Raw genomic sequence first — 23,267 nt, 5'->3', positions numbered from 1 at the left:
TTACGGTACCGAGCGAGCATCGTCGCTAAAGATCGAAATCGCACCTGATCCTTTCCCAAAATTGCGCAATATCAGACTTTCGAGCTCTTTATCACGCGAACAGCGAGATCGGCAGCAGGCGGTTGACGATCGATCCGGCAGCATGAACGATTGTGCCATGACCATTCATAACAACCTATCGGGCCACATACTCCTTCTCTCCGGCCATCCCGGCTCTGGCAAATCCGCAATCGCCGACGCGCTCGCGCACTTGCCTGGTGTGCCAAAGGTGCATTTCCACAGCGATGACCTATGGGGATATATCAAGCATGGCCGCATCGATCCCTGGCTGCCGCAATCCCATCAGCAGAACCAGATGATCATGCAGATTGCCGCCGACGTTGCCGGTCGCTACGCGAAGGCGGGCTACTTCGTGATCCTCGATGGCGTCGTGCGACCGGACTGGCTTCCGGCCTTTACGGCACTTGCCCGGCCGCTGCATTACATCGTCCTGCGCACGACAGCGGCAGAGGCGGTAGAACGCTGTCTAGCCCGCGGTGGTGACAGCCTCAGCGATCCTGATGTCGTCGCCGATCTTCACTCGCAGTTCGCCGATCTCGGCGGCTTCGCGGGCGCCCCGACGCTCGGAGATCGTTGTGTCGGGGATTGCCGCTAGGCATTCGCGCGTCACGTCATCGACGATGTTGAGCACGCGAAACCTCCTTCCGCAGGCGAACTGGTCGTGGACGAAATCCTGCGACCAGCGGGCATTGGCCTTCGCTTCCACCACGATCGGCGCACGGGTGCCGACGGCACGCAGTCTGGCTTTCCGGTTGCGGACCGACAGCCCTTCCTCGCGGTAGAGCCGGTAGATGCGATTGACGCCTGGCGGCTCTCCGTCCCACTTGAGCAGGACGAACAGCCGGCGATAGCCGAAACGCCGTCGCTCGTTGGCGAGCTCGCGCAGCCTCGTCCGCAGTTCAACCTCCGGCGGGCGACTGGACCGATAACGGATCATCTTGCGGCCGGCGGAAATGACCTGGCAGGCCCGCTGTTCCGAAAGACCCATCTTCAGATGCGCGAAGGCTTCGCGCTTGCCGGCATGCCCAACCATTTTTTGCCAGACGCTCGCGGAGCGCTGCTTAGCACTCTCCTCCTCGAGCAACTTCAGACGCTTCGCCTCGGAGACCTCCATACCGCCGTATTTGGCTTTCCAGTTATAAAAGCTCGCTTCCGAAATACCGTGCTTGCGGCAGAGCTCAGCCACCTTCGCGCCAGCCTCATGCTCCTTCAGCACCGCAATAATCTGCTCTTCCGTAATCTCTGCTTCTTCATACGTCCGTCCTTAATCAGGTCGGACTCTAATCCGATCTGGAGGAATTTACCCGTGGCAGGTCAGGCGAGACAAAAATCTATGTCGCAATCATCGAAAACGGACATGGGAATCAGGCAGCGGCTGATTTGCAAAGCCTCAAAGATTTATTCAGGCCCGGAAACGCTCTAGACAATCACACCCCTCTGTTCAGGCTGTCAAGTCAAATAGTGTCCAGGTTACGCTAAGCCGATTCCAGTATAAGTGAATCCATAAGCTTCGACTTCTCGCGCACGATAAACATTCCGGAGGTCAACGAAAATCGGACACTTCATCACTGCCCTCAAGCGAGTAAGATCGAGGGCGCGAAACTGGTTCCACTCGGTAATAAGGACCACAATATCCGCATCTTGCGCGGCTTCATAGGGGCCGCTAGACAACTCGATATCCATAATCTGCCTAGCGTTTTCCATGCCCTCTGGATCATAAGCAAAAATGATCGCGCCTGCATCCTGTAGGGTCTGTATAACCGCAATCGCCGGGCTTTCACGCATGTCATCGGTGTTCGGCTTGAAGGTGAGACCCAGCACGGCTATCTTTTTACCGCGAACATCACCACCAGCGGCCGCAATAACCTTACGGCCCATGGCACGCTTGCGATTGTCATTAACGGCAATCGTCGTCTCGATCAATCGGAGCGGGGCGTCATAATCCTGCGCCGTCTTGGCGAGAGCCAAGGTATCCTTCGGAAAGCAAGAGCCACCATAGCCGGGACCAGCGTGCAAGAATTTCGCGCCGATACGCCCATCAAGCCCGATGCCGCGAGAAACGTCTCGGACGTCGGCACCTACGCGCTCACAAAGGTCAGCTATCTCATTGATAAAACTGATCTTCATCGCAAGGAAGCCGTTCCCGGCGTATTTTATCAGCTCCGAGGTGCGTCGCGAGGTGAAGAGCAAAGGTAGTTGATTAAGATAAAGCGGACGATAAACCTCAGTCATGACAGGACGTGCACGTTCATCCGAGAGCCCCACAACAATGCGGTCAGGCCTCTTAAAGTCGTCGATTGCAGCGCCCTCACGCAGAAACTCAGGATTAGACACAACTGCGAAATCGGCGTTCGGATTAGTTTCCCGAATGATACGCTCAACTTCGTCGCCAGTACCCACGGGCACCGTAGACTTGGTGACAATGACGGTGAACCCCGTTATGGCGGCGCCGATCTCTCGAGAAGCTTCATAAACGTAACCAAGATCCGCATGACCGTCACCACGGCGTGATGGTGTCCCGACAGCGATGAATACTACATCGGCTTCGGCAACGACTGCCGCTAGATCTGTCGTGAAGAACAGTCGACCAGCTTTCACGCAAGTGTCTACCAACACGTCCAAGCCGGGTTCAAAGATTGGTATGGCGCCTCTTTTTAGAGCTCGGATTTTTTCTTCGTCTTTATCGACGCAAATCACATTATGGCCAAAATCCGCTAAACATGCGCCTGAAACCAAGCCTACGTAACCTGATCCAACCATTACAATACGCATAATCAATCCTCTTCATGGCCGAGCAAACATCTCGCTAGTCGGTGCTACATGTCGGACTTGACCTATACCGAAATGCAAAAGCGGGACAAGATACGAAGTCATTTCGTTTGCTTGACGTGCCCCCAATAAATTAGGCCATTTAGAACTGGAATTTTCCACTTATGATTCCTTGTGGGAAGAAGAGGAGAATTCGATGAAGGCCTCGAAGTTTTCGGAAGCGCAGATCGCGTTTGTTTTGAAGCAGGCAGAGGATGGAACGCCCATCGGCGAGGTCTGCCGCAAGGCGGGAATTTCGGACGCGACGTTTTACGATTGGCGCAAAATACGCGGGCTTGATGCCCTCGGAGATGAAGCGGCTACGACAGCTTGAGGAGGAGAATGCCAAGCTGAAGCGGATTGTTGCCGACCTGTCGCTGGACAAGGCCATGCTGCAGGATGTGCTTTCAAAAAAGCTTTGAGGCCTGCCCGCAAGCGCAAGCTTGTCGACACGATCAAGGCGGACTGGAAGGTTTCGATCCGGCGTGCATGCTCGGTGTTGAAAGTCGACCGGTCGCTCTATGTCTACAAGTCCAGGCGTGGCGAGCAGGCCGAGTTAAAGCTGAAGATCAAGGACATCTGCCAGACGCGGATACGCTACGGCTACAGGCGTGTGCATATCCTTATCAAGCGTGAAGGCTGGTCTGTGAACCCGAAGCGAATCTATCGTCTTTACAAGGAGATGGACCTCCAGCTCCGCAACAAGGTTCCCAAGCGCCGGGTCAAGGCGAAGCTGCGGGCTGACCGCACGGAGCCTAGCCATTCCAACCATGTCTGGGCGATGGATTTCGTTCATGACCAACTGGCCACTGGTCGCAAGATCAGGGTTCCGACGGTTGTTGATACCTTCTCTCGCTTCTCTCCAGTGGTGGATGCTCGCTTTAGCTACAAAGGCGAGGATGTCGTTCAGACATTGGAGCGGGTCTGCCGACAGATCGGATATCCGGCGACCATACGTGTGGATAATGGCAGCGAATTCATCTCCCGAGACCTTGACCTCTGGGCCTATCACAAAGGTGTCGTGCTTGACTTCTCGCGGCCAGGCAAACCGACCGACAACAGCTACATCGAGAGTTTTAATGGCAAGTTCCGCGCCGAGTGCCTGAACGCTCACTGGTTCATGAGCCTTGACGACGCGCGGGCAAAGAGTAAGCATCCGGCGAAGGCCGCGGCTGGATCGGTTTGCGGTCAGTGATGCTTGTTCTGGCTTTTGGCGAAACCGGCTTTTCCGAGCGTTCGGCGGCGTGCGAGTTTTGCCAACCTTTCATTGATCGTAGCAACGCTGATATCTTCCGGCTCAAAGCGTCCGCCATACCAGTCCACGACTTGACGGTATTGTTTGTGGCGAGGCTTCGTCATTGCATCGAGGAATTCCTCGAAGCCGGACAAGCCGCCGACATCTTCCGGAGGGGCGCGCCGGTCACCTTCGACGAAGCGCGGATATTCGACTGCCGGATCGGCGTCCGTGACAGCCTCGACAGTGATTGAATGTCGCCAGTCGTCACCAAAGTCATAGGTGTAGTCCAAGGTCTCGATGCCACGCTCGACAAGAGCGCCGATCCGAACATTGCGTGCGGCATAGGTCTCGCGGCCAAGGTCCCATTCGGGATCGGGAACCGCATATCGCCTGCCACCCGCATTGAACTCGAAGAGATGATAATCTTCGAAGAGCATGACGGCCTGGATGACGTCGTGAAGCCCCTTCAGGCTTGTGGTGATCGGGACCTCGACCCTGCGCCAGATGACTGGCTTGATATGATCGAGCTTGATGTGAAGCCGTGCGATGCGTTCATTCGAGATCATGATGCCAATGCCATGGGTTTCTGGGTCGGTGTCCAATTCCACGGAAGCAGTTGCTCCAGTCTGGTCATCGGCGTGTCTGCGATGCGGGCAAGAACGTCGGCCAGCCACGCCTGCGGATCGATGTCGCTGAGCTTTGCCGTCATGATCAATGTGGCCATGAAGGCGGCACGATCCGCACCGCGGTCTGATCCGGCGAAGAGCCACGATTTTCTGCCGAGAGCAAAGCCTCTAAGCGCTCGCTCGGCGGCGTTGTTCGTCAGGCAAATCCGGCCGTCGGCGAGGAATGACGTGAAGCCATCCCAGCGCTTGAGCATGTAGTCGATTGCCTCTGCGACCGGAGAGCTGCGTGACAGCTTTGCCCGCTCGGTTTGAAGCCAGGCCTGCAGATCATCGACGAGCGGCAGGCTTTCCTTGCGGCGACGTGCCAGGCGTTGATCGGCGTCAAGCCCGTTGATCTCCCGCTCGATATCGAACAGGCCGTCGATCCGTTTGACGGCTTCCAGCGCCATGGGCGAGATCGGCACGGCGTTCCTTCCACGCTTGGCGTTTGCGGCAATGTCGGCGAGCACGAAGAACTTGCGCCGCGAGTGTGCCCAACAGAGTGCTTGGCGCAGCGGTTCGGGATCGCGATCGACCTTGAACAGTGGATTGTAGCCGCCATAAGCGTCGGCCTGCAGAATGCCGGTGAAGGTCTTCAGGTGGCGCTCCGGATGCTCCTGCCGTCGATCTCGCGAGGCATAATAAAGGGCGGCCGGTGGTGAGAGCCCTCCAAGCGGCCGATCGTCCCGGACATAGGTCCAGATGCGGCCCGTATCGGTCTTCCCCTTCGCCAGGATTGGCACGGTCGTGTCGTCGCCGTGCAGTCGCTCGGCGGTAAGGACATGCGCTTCAATAAGGGAGTGAATGGGCTTCAACGCCGCGGCGCATGCTCCGACCTGGTCGGCCAGCGTCGATAAGCTGAGGTCGACACCTTCGCGGGCATAGCGCTCGCTCTGGCGGTTGAGCGGCTGGTGCTGGGCAAACTTCTCAAACAGGATGATCGCTAGCAGGTTCGGTCCTGCAAAACCGCGGGGCGTCACATGGAAGGGTGCCGGTGGCTGCGTGATCTTCTCACACGCGCGGCAGGTAAACTTCTCCCGCACCGTCTGGATAACCTTCCACTGACGCGGGATGACCTCCAGGGTCTCGGTGATGTCCTCGCCAAGCTTCGACAACTTGGCCGATCCGCAGCAGGCGCAATTGGCGGGAGCCGCGATAACGACGCGCACGCGCGGCAGGTGTTCAGGAAAGGGCTTACGCGACGGACGCCTGCGCTCGAAGGCTTTGACGGTTGAAGCTTTGGCAGCGATTTCCGCGACCAATTCATCTTCACCCGCGTCTGCTTCCAACTCCTCGAGCTGCAGTTCCATCTGCTCCAGGAGCCGCGCCTTGCGCTCGGACCGGCTGCCGTAGAGTTCGCGACGAACCTTGTCGATCTCCAGCTTCAGCCGTGCGATCAGCGCTTCGGAATGCGATACGAGTGCCTTTGCGCTGGCGGCTTCCGCCTTAGCGGTCGCTGCTTCTGCCTCGGCTGCAACACGCCGGGCGCGTTCCTGGGCCAGCAGTGCAAGGGCACTGGCAAGGTCGTCCGGAAGCTCTTCAGTCGTATTGCTCATGGCAGGATGGAATCATATTCGAGCCTGTCATTCCAGTGTTTTTGCTTATCCGGCCGACGTCGGCCGCCAGGTCTTTTGCGGCATCCGCCAGTCGATACCTTCCAGCAGATAACCGAGCTGCGCAGGTGTGATCACCACCGTGCCATCGGCCGCTGATGGCCAGATGAAGCGGCCACGCTCCAGCTTCTTCGTGAACAGGCAAGCGCCCTGGCCGTCATGCCAGATCACCTTGATCAGGCCACCGCCGCGGCCGCGGAATACGAACAGGTGTCCACACATCGGGTCACGCTTCAGCGCCTCCTGCACCATCAACGACAGACCGGGGAAGCCTTTGCGCATATCGGTATGGCCGGTCGCCAACCAGACCTTCACGCCAGCAGGAACCGGGATCATCGCAGGCCCAGCACACAATCGAGAATGCGGCCAAGCGCCTCCGTGTCGATATCGCTATCCACGCGGACGCGACGGCCCCGGCCGAGCTCGATCGTTACATCGCTGCGCTTCCGGCGTGATGTCATCGGCGGTTCCGTGGCTGCTGAATGGGCTGCAGGTGCGGCATCCGACACGATAATCGGCACCAACGTAGTGGTCGCGTGTTTTGCGGGCCCCTCAATCTGGCAAAGCTCCTTGCGCCAGCGAAAGAGTTGGCTGACATGGATTCCAGCAGCGCGGGCAACCTCCGAGATAACCGCACCCGGCTCAAAGCAGGCCGCGACAAGCCGTTCCTTATCCTCGCGTGACCAATGGCGGCGGCGCTCGACGGACGTGATCACCTCGATTGGATGCTTCGTCATGTGACTACTCCTAGTGTTACCACTAGGACTGGCAGTCAGCAGCACATCATCGCAAGACGGCCTTCACCGTGGGCTTACGGCAAAGATGGAGGATTGGCGTAGAGACTACAATCCTGTTTCATAACGCCCATCTTTCTATGTTGTTGAAGGGAATAAGCTTTCCTGATCTGGATGCGATCCTGTGGGGTGTCGGGGGTTCTGCCGGACCCGATCGAGGATCTGACGTGTTTGTGAGGTCGCGAGTTTTGAACGGCTGAAGATCCATGGGCCATCGGGTAGCGGATGAGTTCCCTCAATCTCGCCAGCCTCAGCCGCCAGACGCAGTGTCTTTGGCGTTATCCCGAGCAACTTCGCCGCACCGCCCAGATTAAGCCACGGCTCGACCCCGTCGATCTGGGGGCGGAAGACTGGAATCTTGCGATATGACCTCAGCGCAGTGACCCGCTCCCGTGTCCAGCGATTGCCATTGCCGGTCGTCAGTCCGTTGCGATTGAGGACACCGGCAATCACATCGTCATTGGCAATAAGGACGAGCTGTCGCACAGCGTCGACAATGTCGTCAGGCGTGGCGTTTCTTTGTCCTCGGCGCCGCTTCGGCAGGCGCAGTTCGGTGTGGACGCCACCAACCCAATGAATGACGAGTACGATCTCAGAGGCTCCATCATCGAGATCGGCGACCACTTCATTGATGAGCGTGCGCACGATGCGCTTCTTTAGCCTTGTATCTGTTGTCGGGGCTGTCCAGACGGTGCGAAGGTTCCCCGCAAGGTCAGTTACCTGTGAGGCGGACATGGGGAATGGCTGCGGCGTAACCGTCCGATGTTTGGCAATCCTGGCCTCGATCTCCCCGACGCGAGCGAGCGCCTTGTTCCAGCGTGCTTCGAGCTCCGAGGTCACCAGCCTGTTCTCCGGATCGGCCGCGTCATATTGCCGGAATGCCCTATCGGCGGCGTAGCGCGCCGCCTCGAGGTCACGCAGAAAGGCATCCTGAACCTGATCGCGTTGGCTGGCCATAGTACGTTCCGCCTCGACGGCGGCGGCAATAGCTCCTGGTTCCACCACGCCGAGCAGTGCCTCTTCGATCGCATCATCGACCCGCAGACCGCCGAAAGCAATGCAGCGAGGCTCACCATTATCGAGCAGACCACGCCAGCAGGAATAGCGCGGAATGTTATGCTTGTTTCCGGTGTACCGGACGGTCAGCTTTCGACCACACCTCTTGCAACGGAAAAGGCCGGCAAGCAGAGCGTCGCCGTGCTTCGGCGCCCCGTGGTGGCGGCTGGCTGGCACATTGTCGCTCAACATCTTGCGGATCTCCTCCGCCCGTTCCCAACTGACGTAACCTTCATGTGCATCCGGGATCAGCGCCAACCATTCATCACGCGCCTTGTGACGAATTCCAGATCGGCCATCGTATCGGGGCACGGAGCGACTCTTACCATAAGCGTACGCTCCGCCGTAGATCGGGTTCGCAATCATCCGGTGGATGGTGGCATAATTTGGCCTGCGCCAGATGACCTCACCATTGGTGTACCTGACCGGCAGGTCCAGCCCCTGCTCGAGGAACCATAGCAGAGCCTGCCGCGCACTGCCGAGTTCGGCAACCTTGTCGAAGACAAGTGCGATGGCTTCCTGGATGCGTCGGTCGGGATCCTTCTCGATCCTGTCACCCGCCTTCACGAAGCCGGCCGGGACGCTGACGATGAGTTCACCGCGGCGAGCCTTCTCATAGCGGGCGGAAAGGGAACGCTGACGCAAGAGATCGAGCTCATACTCGTTGAGGCTGCCCTTCAAACCCAAAAGCAGACGGTCGTTGCTCTGGCGGGGCGCATAAACCGCTTCCTGGTCGATCAGGATGGTATCGACAACGCGGCACATCTCGATAAGTTGCTGCCAGTCCCGGCTGTTGCGGGCGAAGCGCGATACCTCACGCGCGGCCACGGCGCCAACCTTGCCAAGGCAGACTTCCGCCACCATCCGGTCAAATCCAGCGCGGATCACGCCGCCGGCGGCCGAGCGACCAAGGTCGTCATCCACCGTGTCTATTTGTGACCATCCAAGCGCTGCCAGCCGGTCGCGCATGGCGTACTGGAGGGCGCTGCTTTCTCGATTGTGCAGAACCTGATGAGCTGATGACTGCCGAACATACAGGATGGCCTTCCGCTCCAGATGATGCGGCCCGATCTTCTCATGCATCATGGCCGGTCTCCTTCTGTTGGGAGACCGGCTCGCACCTTGCATGATCGACGAACAGTCGCACGATGAGAACCGTCAGTGCCTGGCGGGTTTCCTCCGGCAACTCCGGCCATTGCGGCATCCCTGCCGTCTTTCCCCGCTGCGGGGCCGAGAACAGATCGAACTGGTATGTCATGGGCTGGTGGGGCATGGACATCTCTCCGACTCGTTTCGTGAGAGACCAATGCTGCGCCCATTACCGAAGATTGCGATGAGGCATCAGCGTCCTTCAACAATCTTGCCAAAATATGCAGGCTTGCGAGATCGACGTGCGGAATCGACAGGCTGCGCCAGGTTCCACTCACAGATCGGTCGAACATCCAAGACGGGACTTCAAGAAGTCGATCAGAGGAAGCACCAGAAAGACTGCAGCGGAAAATATGCGTCCCTTTGGATAGCGCCTCATGGACGTGAACGAGCCGCCCGGACCAGGGATGCCACGGATACAAAAGCTCGCGAACCTCGGTCCCGTGGGTGTTCTGTCGTCGTGTTGTATAATGAGTTCCGGCTACACAGCGCGATCGGCAACAAAGTGCCGATTTCGCTCATGAGCGGCTCATCGGCACCACCGCCGACATGAGCCATAACCCCGGAAAATTCCAGCTCCCGTTGGCCCAAAATCGGGGAGCACTTCAACTATTCACTGGAGCGAACTCAAAACTGGATAAAACCTGGGGGCAAGGTCAAAAGCCCCTTCTAAGATCAAACTGAACCACTAGGCGTCCCCAATCACTAATTATTTGAGAGAAATCGCGGAGCATTCTTTCGTAAAAAGGATGCAGTTCGCTGGTCAATATCGAGCAAAGATCGAGACCACGAGACATTCGACCGGACCATTACAGCAGGAGCTCCAGCAACGAGCGAAAACGGCGCGACATTCTTGGTGACAACCGACATTCCTGCCACTATTGACCCTTTTTGTACAACCGTGCCCGGGCACAAAAAGCTACCGCGCCCCAACCAAACATGATCCTCTACACTGATATTCCTCTTCGTGTTCACGATTTCCATAGAACATAAATCAATAATTCCATGCTGATCACAAGATTGAAGCACAATATCGTGGGAAAACATACAGTCATTACCGATCGAAATTCGCGAAGATGAAAGAATTAAATTCGCTGAGTTACAGGTTGTTCTATCACCAACAACCAAAGAGGATTCCTCATACAGCGTCATTTCTAAGTTAAGATGGCCACAATCCCCTATTTCTACGTCACTCCTTCCCGCCATTAGGCTAACTGATATTTCGCCCGTAAATGCCCCAATAGAAACCCTACCACGTTCCAACTCTGGCCTCATCCCAATCGCAAGCTTAGAGGTCCCGTCCTGTAGCGCCTTGCGTGCCTTATCCCCAAGATAAAGCTCCAAACGCGCAGGGTCCCCCCGCTTTATTTTAATACCTTTGAACGAACCTAAGGACGACGTGTCTATAGGGATCACATTTCTAATGGGGATCGACATGCGCCATTCCTACTTGTTCAGTTTTCCCAGTGGCGATGGTGGAAATGCACGAACGACCTAGCCGATATTTCTCATCATACAGATCCCGCAGGTCTGACGGATGCACACCCAAAAAAACGTCAATGAGACGACGGCTCGTGTGGTCATCAAGATAATTCGCGACAACGTGGTTAAATGCTTCATCACCAAGCTTAAAGCGCAATCCTCCGTCGTCGAGAAGACGATCACAAGCTTGAAATAACGCATCGTAGTTACCCGGTTGAACTAAAAGTCCCGTTCGACCGTCAATGATAGTTTCACATATGCCACCAACGGCGAAACTTACGACAGCCTTTCGAGCCAAGCCAGCCTCAAGCGGAACTCGTCCGAAAGGCTCTTTCCAACGGGTTGGCAGAAGTATAACCTTCGATGACTTAATTAATTTGAATAACTCTTCACGACCAACATAATCTTTAAAGACAAAATTCTGCTTTAAGCCATTCTTATCTGCCATCGCCTGAATAGATTTTTTCGTTCTATCGCCACGCCCCGCAAATATGAACTGAACATCCTTTCTCTTACTCAACCACTTAATAGATTTATTCACCAACTCGAGCTGGCCTTTTGCTTCATTTAGCATGCCTATGACGAGAATAGTGTTTTTCTTATCCTCAGCTACACCCCTGCAAAAAGACATAACCTCCGTGTATGATCCGGCTGGATTAGGCACTCTGGTGACTTTCGAATCAGAACCAAGTAGCCGACCAATATTCCTAGCGAGATAATGGCTCGTTACAACAACCTCAGAAAAAGATCCCAATGATTTTTTCCGAATATTGTAAACCTTGGTAAGGTGCATTTTGTGGAAGAGCCTTGAAAAGAAAGAGTTTTTACTATCCTCCTTGGAACATGAAAAATCGCACACGGAACAGTGATTATTGCCAACCATCATAATTTGATTGTGCCGGGCGCAATTAAAGCGGTGATCACGCACAATCGCTACTGTTCTCACCCCCTTTTTTTTCACTCTACTCACCGCCATAATACTTCGCGTGTTATCAGCTATAAGCTGCTGACAGTCTGTATTTCGAATAATCTCATTCAGAATTTTAACTCTGTAGTCATTACTCCCGATCAGGAACTCAGTTTGAACCCCACCACGAGGTTTCGGTCCAATTTCCAAGTAATAAGCTCCTAGGCGGCTAAAAAAGCTCTCATACCTAAATGCATCTCTGATTGGTAAGGCATATTTCGCAATACGACGATAAAATCCACTCTTCAAAAGCTGACTATGTCGACCGCGCGACAATGAGTTAAAAGGCCAAGCCGCGGAGTCTGGTACAGCCAAAACAGATATTCTAGCAATACTGTAAAGGTGAGGCTCAATTATATCTGGATCAAAAAAAACAACGAGTGCATTTGAACGAAAAGCTTCATCTGCCGCACACAATGCATTGTGTAAACTAACCTCCGCCCCGCCATACGACTTCGGTAAATACCGATCGGAAACAATTATTGTTTTTTTTCCGTTTATAGCAGTCCTTATACGATCGCTGATGGTACTCATAGAAAACTACCCACTATTTTGTCCGCAACCCGCTCCCAAGTGTAGTCTTCACGTATAGAAATACGTGCGTTCTCCACTATTGAGCCCATAAGCCGCTCATCCTGTCCCACCTCCTGGATGCGGCAGTAGTCTATTTCTTTCGTTTCATTAAAAGGATTGAAAGTTGTAATCTCACTTTGGGCGAAGTCGGACATTCCGTGCGTACCCTCGGTCAAACAGACCGCACCTGCAGCACAATACTCAAGCATGGATATACCAAATCCCTCGAATCCGCCCGTTTTGGCGTCATATCCAGACATTAGATAACCAAAATCCGCTGCTTCTAGGATTTGCCATTTTCGTTCATCATCTGCGTCAGTTTCAAAAGTAACCGTTGCCCCAGTAAACCTCGCATACTCTTCTAAATCCTCCTTAAGAGGTCCATTCCCCATGATAAGGACTTGAAACCCGGTGTTGGCCCCAATGTCTATCAGTTTAAAGAGATTCTTATGCGCGACTAATCTTCCCACATACGCGATTAAAGTGCCACGGTCTAACCCAAGGCGCTCTCTTCGTCGAACTTTCAATTTCGCTTGATAGACTGGTGTCCTATTTTCCAAATGGCTAAGCATTCGCTCAGATATGCCGCAACCTATAACCTTTGAATTTATGTTGGGACGAATATGTTCAGCTATTTTTGCCGTAAAACTACTATTGGATAAAACTACATCCGAAGACCTCAAAGTATTTGATAGCCTGTCCGCCAAAGAATTACCATATCCGAGTGCACTTTGATGCACATCACCATCGATCGCACCGGGAAATTGACTGGTCAATTCAGTCCCATGTACCATCACGGCTGACGGTAAATCTAAAAATCGAGCGGACTGAACAGCAGCTGGACCGTAGTAGAACGGATGTAGAGCAACCGCGGCATGAAGGGAATAAGCATCCAAGATTTTCCTAAAAAGATCAAAAATCCGCTCGTCCTCTAAAGTGGCCCCTTCACCAGCCCGAAGTTTCGGATCTGATTCCCAATCTTCATAAACACGAAAGCGCGTAGGTCTATTGCCAAAGTGTGTGCCTCGCGGCCCGACATACACACATTCGCATCCCTTCGAACTAAGTGCCTGCGTTACCTCGTACGCCAGAGTTGAGACGCCACCCATCCGCGGAAATGAGTCAACTGATGTAATTAGGAGATTCATTTTTTTTGTCATTTTGAGTGGCCTTTTCCACAAAGCGCATTTTGTAAATCGTCGAAATGCTTGTTCCAGCTCCAAGCAAGGAATCGTCTTGTTTTCACCGTCATCTTTTCATATTCGCATGCATCAAAACACGCGGACACTACAGCAAAAAAATGCTCCAAATCCAAATCAAAGTACTCAGCAAGCCCTTGACTAGCCTCTCTGTGCGCGGCGATGTTAGTCGCGAGAACAGGAGTTCCGATGGCCAAACTCTCGGCCAAAGGCATTCCCCATCCCTCGACCTTTGATGCGGAAATGTATGCACGCGCGCTAGATAGTCTATCGGCGATGTCTAAATCGGTCGCACCAGTAACTATTTCTAAATGCCTACTCGTTTGGGTCATTTGGGAAAGCAGTTCCATGTCGTGGCGAGATAGCCACCCGACCTTCCCGAAAATCGTTAGTTTTTCATCATTAACAACTGATGCATTTCGCTCACAGAAATCCAACCAAGATCTAGCCAACCATAAATAGTTTTTACGCGGCTCTATTGTCCCTATGCTGACGAAGCCACTACGATTGGGATCAGATAGAATATTTGATCTTTGCTCCGAAAAATGAGTTCCGATTTCAAGTATAGATGCTTGTACACCGCTTATAATTCGAGACAATTCTGATAAAGTATAATCTGAGTTTACAAATAAATAATCGCAATAACGTTCAATATTTTTTATCCTTGCAAAATGCCGGTCAAACTCGCCTTCCTTAAAAAGTTCAGGATGCGTTATAGGAAGCACGTCGTGTATATAGAAAGCAATTTTCATTTCTTTTTGCTTTAATACTTCGAATAAGCGAGGGTTTTCAGCACCTAAATGTCCAACATTTAGGTACCAGTCGGCAGGAAAGACTACGTCAGCTTGATCCAACCAGATAAGATCAGTGGAGACTAAATTGAATTTCAGAAAGCTCGATAGGAAAACTGATTTCTGGGCTTTCGCTTGGCGTACAGCGTTCTTACGCCAATTACGGACAGCACTGTATACTGTCATCGCATTCGGATTACCTGCATCCCACACCTTTGACAAAGCGTCTATAATTTCAACCACCAAGGTTTGCGGAACGATTGCCAAACGATTGGCGACCTGCATCACAAACGAGCCGCCAAGAGAAGATATAAACGTAGCATACTCAAGCTCTACACGATCTATTCCACTGGGTGTATCTGTTCCCAACCGGCTCATAATGCGACTAATATCAAGAAAAATCCGCGACATCAGAATAACTTACTTACAACCCCAAGGATATATGATCCGACCGAGCCAACGCACTCGGCTATCAGATAACTCTGCAAAGAATCCAGCTGGATTACTCCGGTATTGCACTACATCCCGTTCATTTCCTAGCTTCGCCACCGCACGGGCGACAATGGGTGTCAACAAATGGCGCCAGCCAAGCAGCCCATAGGTGCCGTAAGGCTGCCACTCGACCCTTCCGGCCAATGATACGCTCGGCTGTGCCAGGGGATCTGCGAGGCAATCTATTGTTTCCTCAAACGTGGAGGTGTGCCCGGTGCCAGGATTAAAGTACATCGGGTACAAGATATAGGCTGCGGCAAACAACGCCTCCACCGAGAGCGTTCTGCCACGACGGGTCAGAGGCTGCCTGTCATCCGTCAAACCCCAGCCAGTGTAGAAAGGCGCGCCGACAGTCGTGACTTTCTTTCCCCTTATCAGAGCCTCGAAACCCGCAAGAGACGTGATGGTATAGATGTGGTCCGCGTACTCCAGCGCATCCGGCAAAGAAACCTGCCCCTTCATGATGGTGCACAGGTGCGCCACCTCATCCGGGTTCGAGACCTCCCGGCGCATCCGGCTCAACACATCTGGGTGCGGCTTGTAAACGACATCCGCATGGGGGTTTTCCTGCGCAGCCAGACGCACGAGGTCGTTATTCGTAAACGGACGATCGCATCCATAAAGAATGGAAGCATCCTCCTCCACTTGGCCGACAACCAAGACTTGAGGGCGACGGCTCTGGCCGCTATTCTTTTGAGCGACGGGCGGCGCCAGGCGGCCGTTATACTTCGTCAGCCTCTGCTGCAATATTCGCCGGATGCCCTCGCGTGCACGCTGAATCAGCGCCGGGTCACCATCAAAGTCATAATGCAGCAGAAGCTGCTCCAGATCACTGGGGCCTCGGCTATCGAAATACGGCCGCAGGCTATCCAGTGACAAAGAGAATGGGACCGAATAGCCCGCATGCGCTTCCAGCGAGCGTATGAAGCCGTCCTCCATGAAATAAACCTGAAGGCCAAGGAGTTCGATCTCATGCAGCGCGAAGGGGGGAAGATTATTGCTCCACACAAGGATTACCGGCTTCTGTGGCGCAGCCATAAGCGGCAATATCCTGCGGCGAAAATCGCGCTCCGTGATCCGGAACGGTACGAAATGAAACTGCTTGTGCGGAAAGAACTGTCGCAGGAAGGGGTGTTTCCACGCCTTCATGTGAAAGGCGATGACTGGACCCGGCTGCGTGAGCGCCTCCGCGCGCACCGCAAGCGGACTGCGCCAGTTGTTCAGTGAAGCATCCATCGGTCAGCTGCGATCGCGAATATTATAATAAGCCATGGTGATGACGCCCCACAGGAACAGGCCGCCCAAGAACACCAGTGCGACATTCATGAGGCGTGAGGGATATTGCGCCAGCTGCGACAACGTCGGCTCAATGAAAGTCGCGAGATATCGCTGTTGGTTGTTGGCATCCATCCGGGCCTTTTCCAGCCCGCCAAGCGCGGCGGTATAAGCCTTTTCCGCAAATTCGCGTTCCGTTTCCAGAGATTCGTATTGCAGAATCCGAGTAGCGACATCGCCGGACTGACTACTTCCCATGTCGCCGCCGCCGAAACGGCGTTTTTCCTGCTCCAGCTGCTTTTCAAGACTTTCGATCTGCGTTGTGATGACACGGATGCGCGGCGAGTTCGGTGCCATTCGCGTCAGCGCGGCCGTAAGTTCCGCCTTCAGTTGCGTCAACTGCTGCTCTAGGGAGCCGACGAGCTGCGCGGCAAGCTTTGCGGCTTCGACGGGGTCAGCCTCCTGCGACACATCCCGGAAATTGCGCAATGCCATGCGGGCCGCGGAAAGACGACCTTCTGCAAGCGCAACCTCATCCTGCGACGCCTTCAGAACGCCGTTTCGCGCATTGAGTGACAGATCGTTGATCAGTCTCTCGCTCTCCATAATCACGGCCGCAGCAATGGTTTTCGCCGTCTCGGGATCGAATGCCTTAACGGTAATATTGAGGATCGATGACGTATGGTCATAATCGACCTTCACCATATCCTTCCAGTAAACAAGCTTTTCTTCGATGGGAAGGTTCGGCTCGAGCGCATAGAAGAAATCCATGCCACGACGCGCAAAAGCCTTCTCGAGATCGATCCTCTGCGATACGGCCTCGATCATGCGCTCGCTGCGGACGTAATCGAGCAGCATATATGAATCCGCACCGGTCGTGCTGCCGCCCGCGCTTTGCGTGAACATGCCAAGAATATCGCTGCTCACCTTTCCATCGATGCTGCGCACGGCGAAGGCCGCGGAACTGTGATATTGATCCGCCGCGACGAATGCCATGTATAATCCAGAAATCGTGGTGGGAAGCGCAACAGCGAGCAGGAAACCGGCGCCAATCACCGCATGGCGGAGCTTAAGTCCTTTCAGCCTCTTCCGCTTGTTCGGCGACGCTTTCGCCTGACGTGATGTGTTGTCACGCTCAGCTTTCAGATCAACCTTCAGCAGATTATCAATCACCGAGGTGTTGGTGCGTTTTGCTGGAAGCTGAGCGGTCTCCACCTTGTTGCTGGAACGCTGTTGATCGTCGCTCATTTACCACTTCCTTTCATATTGCGATCATGAACGCGGATCGCATCCTCGACATCATCGAAATACGTCAGTTTTCCATTTTCGAGAACGACACCGCTCTGGCAATAATCGCGGATCGTTCCCGTGCTGTGAGATACCATTATCACATCCGAGTCCTGCAAGCGATGCTGGAATACCTCGTGACACTTCTGCTTGAAGTTGGCATCGCCAACCGCCGTTATTTCATCGACCAGATAATAGTCAAACTTGACGCCCATACTGACGCCGAATGCGAGCCTGGCCTTCATTCCCGAAGAATAGGTGCCTACCGGCGCTTTGTAAAAGGCTCCCAATTCCGCAAATTCTTCGACATATGCGACCAGTTCTTCGGTATCGACCCCGTAGATACGTGCCACGAACCGAACATTTTGTTCACCCGACATGCTCGGCTGGAAACTACCCTGGAAACCGAGCGGCCAAGAGATGCGGCCCCTGCGGACAATCCGCCCCCCGTCCAGTTGCAGGGAGCCGGCGATCAGCTGCAGCAAAGTCGATTTGCCTGCGCCGTTGCGGCCAAGCAAACCGATGCTGCGGCCACGATTTATGACAAGCGACGCATTTTCAATGATCGGCTTCTTGAAACCTTTAACCCGCGCATATTTCGTTGCCTGTTCCAGTCTGATCATCGGCTCCTCAACACGGACGCTGAGCGGGTGAACAGAAGAAGACCCATGAACAGGATCGTTAGAGCGAAGGAATAGAGATAGGTCATATTCATCATTTCCGCTCGGTATTCCGGATAAAACCCTTTTCGGAACAACATGACGACATGAACCAGCGGATTGAGCAAAACAATATCGCGGACCGGTGCGGGAAGCGCGTCAGGCAGGAAAAAAACGCCGGAGATCAGGAACATCGGCCTGTTGATGATGTTGAAGACCTGTTCGTAAAGCGGAAACCGCAACGTGGCGACATTGTTGAATATGCCGATCCCCAGACCGAGCACGGTCGCCGCGAAAGCCGCCTCGATAATCGCGGGCCAATTGAGGTATACGGGCTGATCGACCGTCAACAGGATCACGCCGAGGACGCAGAAGGACACGACCGAGGTTGTTCCCGCCTGCAGAATATAACGGGCGACGATCGTGTCGATCGGCGCGACGTTGGGGTAGCTGAGCAATGTGCGGTTGGCTTTGACCGCCCCGTTCAGGAAACCTGCCATTGCCGCGTAGAACTGAAAGGCGAGATAACCCGTCGCAAAAAAGAGCGCGAAACTTTTCCCGAGAGCGGGCGTATGCGTTATCGCCATGAAAATCAGCGACATGAATGCTATGTGGCCGGCCGGGTCAATGATTGCCCAGACATATCCGCCAGGCTTGCTGCCAAATCGCGTCGACATCTCGCGGATCAGAAGCGCACCAACCACGCGGATATGAGCCTTCAGGTAATACACTCCCGGCACCTCCGCATCTCACTTAAACCGCAGAAAAAAGTGCCCACGAAAGGCAAAAGTCGCGCACCTCTCGCATTCCTAGCACGATTTGCGGTATTTATGACACTCAACGGCAACGGAAGAAAGCTTAATCAACCAGATTTCTAACCTGGTATGCGGTTCCTATCGGCCTTCCGACGAGCTGCAGGAAGCGATCCAGATCAACCACGGGGTGACGGGAAACATAGATAACGTCGCGGCTCTTGATCGGGAACGTCTGGCCAACGATGAGACTGTCGGCGCGGGTCATGTCCAGGCGATAGACCAGCGGGTAACGCCCGTCATTGTTCGGGTTCATGCCCTTGTCACGCAGCTGCCTGAAGCGCTCCGCACCAAGCAGATCCGCCACGATTTCGGGTTCTTCATAACGGAACACAAAATAGCCGGCGGCATTGGAACGATCGGAGGCTCCACCTCCGGCCATTGCCACCGCCTCCAGAATATTAAGGTCGTTTGCCCCGAACTCGATCCGGCTGTTCTTGCTGACCTCTCCAAGGACGGTAAATGTTCGTGGATCCTTAGTGACGAATATCTGGTCACCGGGCTGGACGTAGATATTCTCAGACGGATTTTCGATGACCGTCTTGAGAAGCGCGCTGCCGGTCGCGCGCCCGCGAACAAGGGTAACATAGGATTCATAAGGCTGAGCACTCGGACCACCGGCCTTTGCGATCACCTCGGTAATAGTCTCACCTGTGAGGCTCATCGGCACCATGGAAGGGCGCCCTACGGCGCCGGAGACGGTAACGTTTCTGGAACTTGTGGCAACACTGGTAACAAGAACGTCCGGCTCGATCGCTTTGCTGATCAGGCCCGAGAGAATCTTCTGGCGCGCCTCTTCAAGGGTGGCGCCAGCAAATTTGACGGTGCCGACATAAGGAATTGCGGCGGTTCCATCTGGCTGCACAACCACGTCCAGAACCGTCTGCTTGTTCTCGGAGCTTGAAAACAGCCCGTTCGCACCGGCTTCGAAAATGGAAACCTTGAGCTGATCACCGACGCCAATCACAACGCGCTTGGCTGCCCCGCCAATACCGAAGCGCCTGTGGAGCGTCGTCGTGGAGAAGTTCGCAATCATCTGCGCCGAACGATGACTGACATCGACGACATCGAAGACCGTGGAAACGGAGTCGCCTTTCACCATCGCCGGCTTGCCAGCCTGTGATTTTATCTCATCAGCAGTGGGGCCGGCGCTTGGCAATGTGTCGCATCCGCCAATGCCAATTGTCGAAACGACGATAAAGCAGTTGCGAAAAAGTTTCGAAGTCCCCAGAAAACCCAAACCAAACATCCCCAGAAATACTTGTATTCCAACGCGAACGCCGCCCTGTCCAAACACTCGACACAGTTGCATAAACCCATGACCTTTTAACCTCAACACGAGATTAATGAAGACCACAAAATATGACACAGCAACTCGCACCCACGTCTTTGCTGCTGCATGTGCCATTGTTACAACGCGGCCGCCTCTCTGGCTTCATGTCGCTTTTCCGGGCGGCGACGTGGGACGGACCCACAATCCCCTCCCGGGGCGTTGATCTCGTTCCGCAGCAACCTGCCGGCGATTGCGGCCGCTGCGGCGGCCGCCCCTTCCCCTGAATAAAAGTTTCCCCGGACGTGAATGGCTGCGGCCAGAAGCTTAAAAAAATCCTCGACCAGCGCCGTGTCGGGTCTTTCAGGCGTCCGCCAGAAATCATCAAGTGCCCCCTGATAGGTTGCACCTTGGACATCATATACCGCACAGCCGAGGACCTTGACCGGAATTCCGTGCCGCAGGCCATGCAATACCGCGGTTGAATTCACCGTCACCAGACCACGGCTAACCTCCGTCAATCTGAGAAGGTCGCCACCGTCCACAAAATGAACCCTGGCTTCGACACCGTTCAACTTTGCCGTTCGAGCAACCACGTGGCGCCACTTCAGCAAGCCGTTATCGAGCGGGTGAAGCTTGACGACCAGTTCCGCGTCATCGGGAGCATATCGTGAGAAGGAAGCGATGATCTCCTGGATCGCTTCGGCCTGCGTCGAATACGGCGAATGTGATCTCAATTGATAATCCGTCTCGAGCTGAAGCGGATAAACAAAGAACTCGCGGCCGGACCGAACAACCGCCTCCACGAGCTTCTCCGCCCTGCGGCGCTTCACTGATGACGTCAAAAATCGTCCGACCCAACCCGCATATTCGACGATGGGATGAAAAAGGCCGTGGCGGCGATAACCGGGATACAAGGCGGAGAGAAACACGTTTGGAAGATTATAGGCAAGATCGAGCAAGGCCTCCGTCAAGAAGCTCTGACTGAACTTCCGTGAAAAATCCGGCGCAGGAAGTCCCTTCGCCGCGCGCCTGATCTCGTCAGGATCATTCGGGAATCTGGAGTTCGAAGACATGCCGTCTTTTTCGACGGTAACCCAATCTGGCCGAAGATACCCCATTTCGATAACGGTCACGGCGACATTCAGCGTTTTGGCAGCCTCGATTGCTGCCCGATGATAGGGACGCTCCTCGCCCAAAAGGATCAGATCGGTAACGCCAAAGTCACGCAGAAAGCCACGGATGTAATCCGACCAGTCAGGCCAGGTCCCGCGATAGTTGACACCCCCCGGCCGTCTCCAGAACAGCCAGTCACCTGCATTGAGATTGATGCGCAGACAGCGGTGGCCGGCATGTTCCAGACGGCCCGCCAACCTGTAAAACAACGAAGAAGACGGTCCCTGCAAGAACAGGAATACCCTCTCCTCCGCTTCTGGGTACTGGCCGTTCATGCAAGCCGCTCTTTGTATAACTTCGCATGAAGCAAGATCGTCTCGATCAAATTCCAGGGCGCCTCCTCCCTGACCTGCACTTTAGAACCGGCATTCTGAGCAGCCGCTCCCAACGGAACGACAAAGTAATCTGTACGAGGGTCCGGGAACGGGTCCGCGTAGCTTTTAAGCAGCGGCGCGTGATCACCGTAAAAGGCAAGCCAGACAGGGCGATCCGAGGTGTCGAGCGCAGCAACGAGAGTTCCAAGGGCATCGTCGGCACGCTGCAGAAGCTCACGATAGATCCCTACGGGCTCAGTCAAGCCTTCACATCGACCAGCTTCCCACGGTCCATGGTTCGCCATCGATGCAACGAACACAAACGTGGGCTTGTCGTCATCGATGTTTTCTATCGTTTTCAATACTTTATATGTGAGATCATGATCCGAGACGTAGGGCTCGGCAGTTGTAGGCTGGTGATCAAACTCATCCAGCATCGTCAGATGCTCGAAACCCAAGAGTGGCAAGGCTTTATGACGCATGAAAAACGTGCGGTCGTATGGGTGGATGAACTGCGTGTGCCAACCGTTCCTCAACAATTTATTTGGCCATGCCAACTCGGCGTAATGTCCCGCGCGCAGATACGGGTAGGAGGCGTCGACATGAATCTCCTCCGGTTTCAAGCCGCTCAGAACGGCGAATTCCGTTCGCAGCGTGTAACCGCCTTCAAACACATTGGTAAGCCTACCAGATTGCGCCGCCCGCTTCTTCAGCCTGTCGATAGTCGGCAATTCAAGTTGGTTATCACCCAGATTGCGCAAGTCATAGAAGGATTCCGACTGCCAGACGACAACCAAGGGCGCGCCGTGATGCTCGCCTTCAATCAAATCGTGGATCACGCGATGCAGGCCATCAGAAATCTCTTTGACCAGCGTGTCACGATTTTTTCCGAGCCAGACGATGAAGTGCAAAACGACAGACGTGAAGGTTCCAAACCGGACCGTGTTTGGCCTCACTTTAAGAGTGACGAGAAGGGCTTCCGACAGGCTTGCGGCAATGCGGTTCACCCGCCTGACGAAGAGAAGACTTAAAAGGCCGATGTAACCGACAAACCCAAATATGACCCAGAATGCCTTGTGCCTCGAGGGCAGCACAGTTGGCTCAAAAATCATGTACAGCGCCGAGACGCCGAATACATATAGGCCCGCGAAAGTCCAGAAGATGATGTTGAATTTCGTCGCGTAGAAAATCGTCTTGTATTTAAATACGTCGAGGACCAGAGCTATGTCGGAAAACAGCAGCGGCTCGCGAATAAACGCAAATTTGACGCGTGAAATTGCGGTAAAAATAACGAAATAACTGGCAGCCGCGTTCGCGGCATAGATCGGGCGCCAGGAAATCACAAAAAAGAACGCAAATACCAGAGCGATGACCGGCAAGCGAGCGCAGTTCTCGACAAAAAAACGACGCCGACTCCGGACCTGAGAATATTTCCTGCGCGCTTCCGCAGGCAATGCGAAACGGTCTGTGACATATACTACAAAAGCAGCTGCGGCAAAGCATAGCGATGTCAGCAGGAATGGATGATCTTGAGGCGTTAATGGAATTTCCATGAGAGATGTCGTTCGGTCGTATAGGTTTCCCTGAT

Annotated in this window: 19 protein-coding genes and 2 pseudogenes; 2 read left to right on the top strand and 19 right to left on the bottom strand. The window is 54.3% G+C overall.

What is annotated here, in order from left to right:
* Positions 1-157: 157 nt before the first annotated feature.
* Positions 158-655 (top strand): P-loop nucleotide/nucleoside kinase family protein, encoded by a 498-nt coding sequence (locus tag EYD00_RS22030; protein ID WP_131258915.1) that lies wholly within the window; start codon positions 158-160, stop codon positions 653-655.
* Here EYD00_RS22030 and EYD00_RS22025 read toward each other — a convergent pair.
* Together EYD00_RS22025 and EYD00_RS22020 are read right to left on the bottom strand one after the other, a co-directional pair.
* Positions 569-1,314 (bottom strand): annotated as a pseudogene (locus tag EYD00_RS22025) (transposase); the annotation flags it as partial. The gene EYD00_RS22030 and the pseudogene EYD00_RS22025 overlap by 87 nt on opposite strands.
* 216 nt (positions 1,315-1,530) lie before the next feature.
* Complete coding sequence (locus EYD00_RS22020; RefSeq protein ID WP_034495574.1) at positions 1,531-2,832, bottom strand: UDP-glucose dehydrogenase family protein; 1,302 nt, start codon at positions 2,830-2,832, stop codon at positions 1,531-1,533.
* Positions 2,833-3,025: 193 nt separating this feature from the next.
* Here EYD00_RS22020 and EYD00_RS22015 point away from each other — a divergent pair.
* Positions 3,026-4,015 (top strand): annotated as a pseudogene (locus tag EYD00_RS22015) (IS3 family transposase); the annotation flags it as partial.
* A gap of 41 nt (positions 4,016-4,056) precedes the next feature.
* Here the strand turns inward: EYD00_RS22015 and EYD00_RS22010 are convergent.
* The 17 genes from EYD00_RS22010 to EYD00_RS21925 form a co-directional block, all read right to left on the bottom strand.
* Positions 4,057-4,671, bottom strand: a complete 615-nt coding sequence (locus EYD00_RS22010; RefSeq protein WP_034495633.1) for a plasmid pRiA4b ORF-3 family protein — start codon at positions 4,669-4,671, stop codon at positions 4,057-4,059.
* Positions 4,668-6,326, bottom strand: a complete 1,659-nt coding sequence (gene tnpC / locus EYD00_RS22005; RefSeq protein WP_034495577.1) for an IS66 family transposase — start codon at positions 6,324-6,326, stop codon at positions 4,668-4,670. The genes EYD00_RS22010 and tnpC overlap by 4 nt, the downstream gene beginning before the upstream one ends.
* A gap of 45 nt (positions 6,327-6,371) precedes the next feature.
* The gene (gene tnpB, locus EYD00_RS22000) at positions 6,372-6,719 is read right to left on the bottom strand and encodes an IS66 family insertion sequence element accessory protein TnpB (RefSeq protein ID WP_034498055.1); all 348 of its coding nucleotides are present in this window, start codon (positions 6,717-6,719) and stop codon (positions 6,372-6,374) included.
* A complete protein-coding gene (gene tnpA / locus EYD00_RS21995; RefSeq protein WP_034498057.1) occupies positions 6,716-7,120 on the bottom strand; it encodes an IS66-like element accessory protein TnpA in 405 nt (134 codons plus the stop codon). Before tnpA ends, tnpB begins: the two co-directional genes overlap by 4 nt.
* Positions 7,121-7,255: 135 nt before the next feature.
* Entirely contained in the window at positions 7,256-9,319 is a 2,064-nt protein-coding gene (locus EYD00_RS21990; RefSeq protein ID WP_034498058.1) for a recombinase family protein, read from the bottom strand.
* Positions 9,309-9,506, bottom strand: a complete 198-nt coding sequence (locus EYD00_RS21985; protein WP_034498060.1) for a hypothetical protein — start codon at positions 9,504-9,506, stop codon at positions 9,309-9,311. Before EYD00_RS21985 ends, EYD00_RS21990 begins: the two co-directional genes overlap by 11 nt.
* A 581-nt stretch (positions 9,507-10,087) precedes the next feature.
* A complete protein-coding gene (locus EYD00_RS21975; protein ID WP_131258912.1) occupies positions 10,088-10,819 on the bottom strand; it encodes an acyltransferase in 732 nt (243 codons plus the stop codon).
* Entirely contained in the window at positions 10,803-12,365 is a 1,563-nt protein-coding gene (locus EYD00_RS21970; RefSeq protein WP_081859467.1) for a glycosyltransferase family 4 protein, read from the bottom strand. Before EYD00_RS21970 ends, EYD00_RS21975 begins: the two co-directional genes overlap by 17 nt.
* Entirely contained in the window at positions 12,362-13,564 is a 1,203-nt protein-coding gene (locus tag EYD00_RS21965) for a glycosyltransferase family 4 protein (RefSeq protein ID WP_081859468.1), read from the bottom strand. The genes EYD00_RS21970 and EYD00_RS21965 overlap by 4 nt, the downstream gene beginning before the upstream one ends.
* The gene (locus EYD00_RS21960) at positions 13,561-14,805 is read right to left on the bottom strand and encodes a glycosyltransferase (RefSeq protein WP_081859469.1); all 1,245 of its coding nucleotides are present in this window, start codon (positions 14,803-14,805) and stop codon (positions 13,561-13,563) included. The genes EYD00_RS21965 and EYD00_RS21960 overlap by 4 nt, the downstream gene beginning before the upstream one ends.
* A 9-nt stretch (positions 14,806-14,814) precedes the next feature.
* Entirely contained in the window at positions 14,815-16,122 is a 1,308-nt protein-coding gene (locus EYD00_RS21955; RefSeq protein ID WP_286084894.1) for a capsular polysaccharide export protein, LipB/KpsS family, read from the bottom strand.
* Between the two features lie 3 nt (positions 16,123-16,125).
* A complete protein-coding gene (locus EYD00_RS21950) occupies positions 16,126-17,409 on the bottom strand; it encodes a KpsE/RkpR family capsule polysaccharide export protein (RefSeq protein WP_034498069.1) in 1,284 nt (427 codons plus the stop codon).
* Positions 17,406-18,071: an ABC transporter ATP-binding protein gene (locus EYD00_RS21945; protein WP_034498071.1), complete on the bottom strand. Its 666-nt coding sequence runs from the start codon at positions 18,069-18,071 to the stop codon at positions 17,406-17,408. Before EYD00_RS21945 ends, EYD00_RS21950 begins: the two co-directional genes overlap by 4 nt.
* Positions 18,068-18,838 carry an ABC transporter permease gene (locus tag EYD00_RS21940; protein WP_034498073.1) on the bottom strand — a complete coding sequence of 257 codons (771 nt, stop codon included), beginning with the start codon at positions 18,836-18,838 and terminating at the stop codon, positions 18,068-18,070. The genes EYD00_RS21945 and EYD00_RS21940 overlap by 4 nt, the downstream gene beginning before the upstream one ends.
* Before the next feature lie 127 nt (positions 18,839-18,965).
* Entirely contained in the window at positions 18,966-20,327 is a 1,362-nt protein-coding gene (locus tag EYD00_RS21935; RefSeq protein WP_502685800.1) for a polysaccharide biosynthesis/export family protein, read from the bottom strand.
* Positions 20,328-20,329: 2 nt separating this feature from the next.
* The gene (locus EYD00_RS21930; RefSeq protein WP_034498075.1) at positions 20,330-21,640 is read right to left on the bottom strand and encodes a capsule polysaccharide biogenesis protein; all 1,311 of its coding nucleotides are present in this window, start codon (positions 21,638-21,640) and stop codon (positions 20,330-20,332) included.
* A complete protein-coding gene (locus EYD00_RS21925) occupies positions 21,637-23,232 on the bottom strand; it encodes an LTA synthase family protein (protein ID WP_034498078.1) in 1,596 nt (531 codons plus the stop codon). The genes EYD00_RS21930 and EYD00_RS21925 overlap by 4 nt, the downstream gene beginning before the upstream one ends.
* Positions 23,233-23,267 lie beyond the last annotated feature (35 nt).

The sequence above is a fragment of the Agrobacterium sp. 33MFTa1.1 genome, from assembly GCF_004328495.1.
Taxonomy (GTDB): Bacteria; Pseudomonadota; Alphaproteobacteria; order Rhizobiales; family Rhizobiaceae; genus Agrobacterium; species Agrobacterium pusense.
The sequence above is the reverse complement of the archived record's forward strand: the minus strand, read 5'-3'. Positions and strand labels throughout refer to the sequence as shown.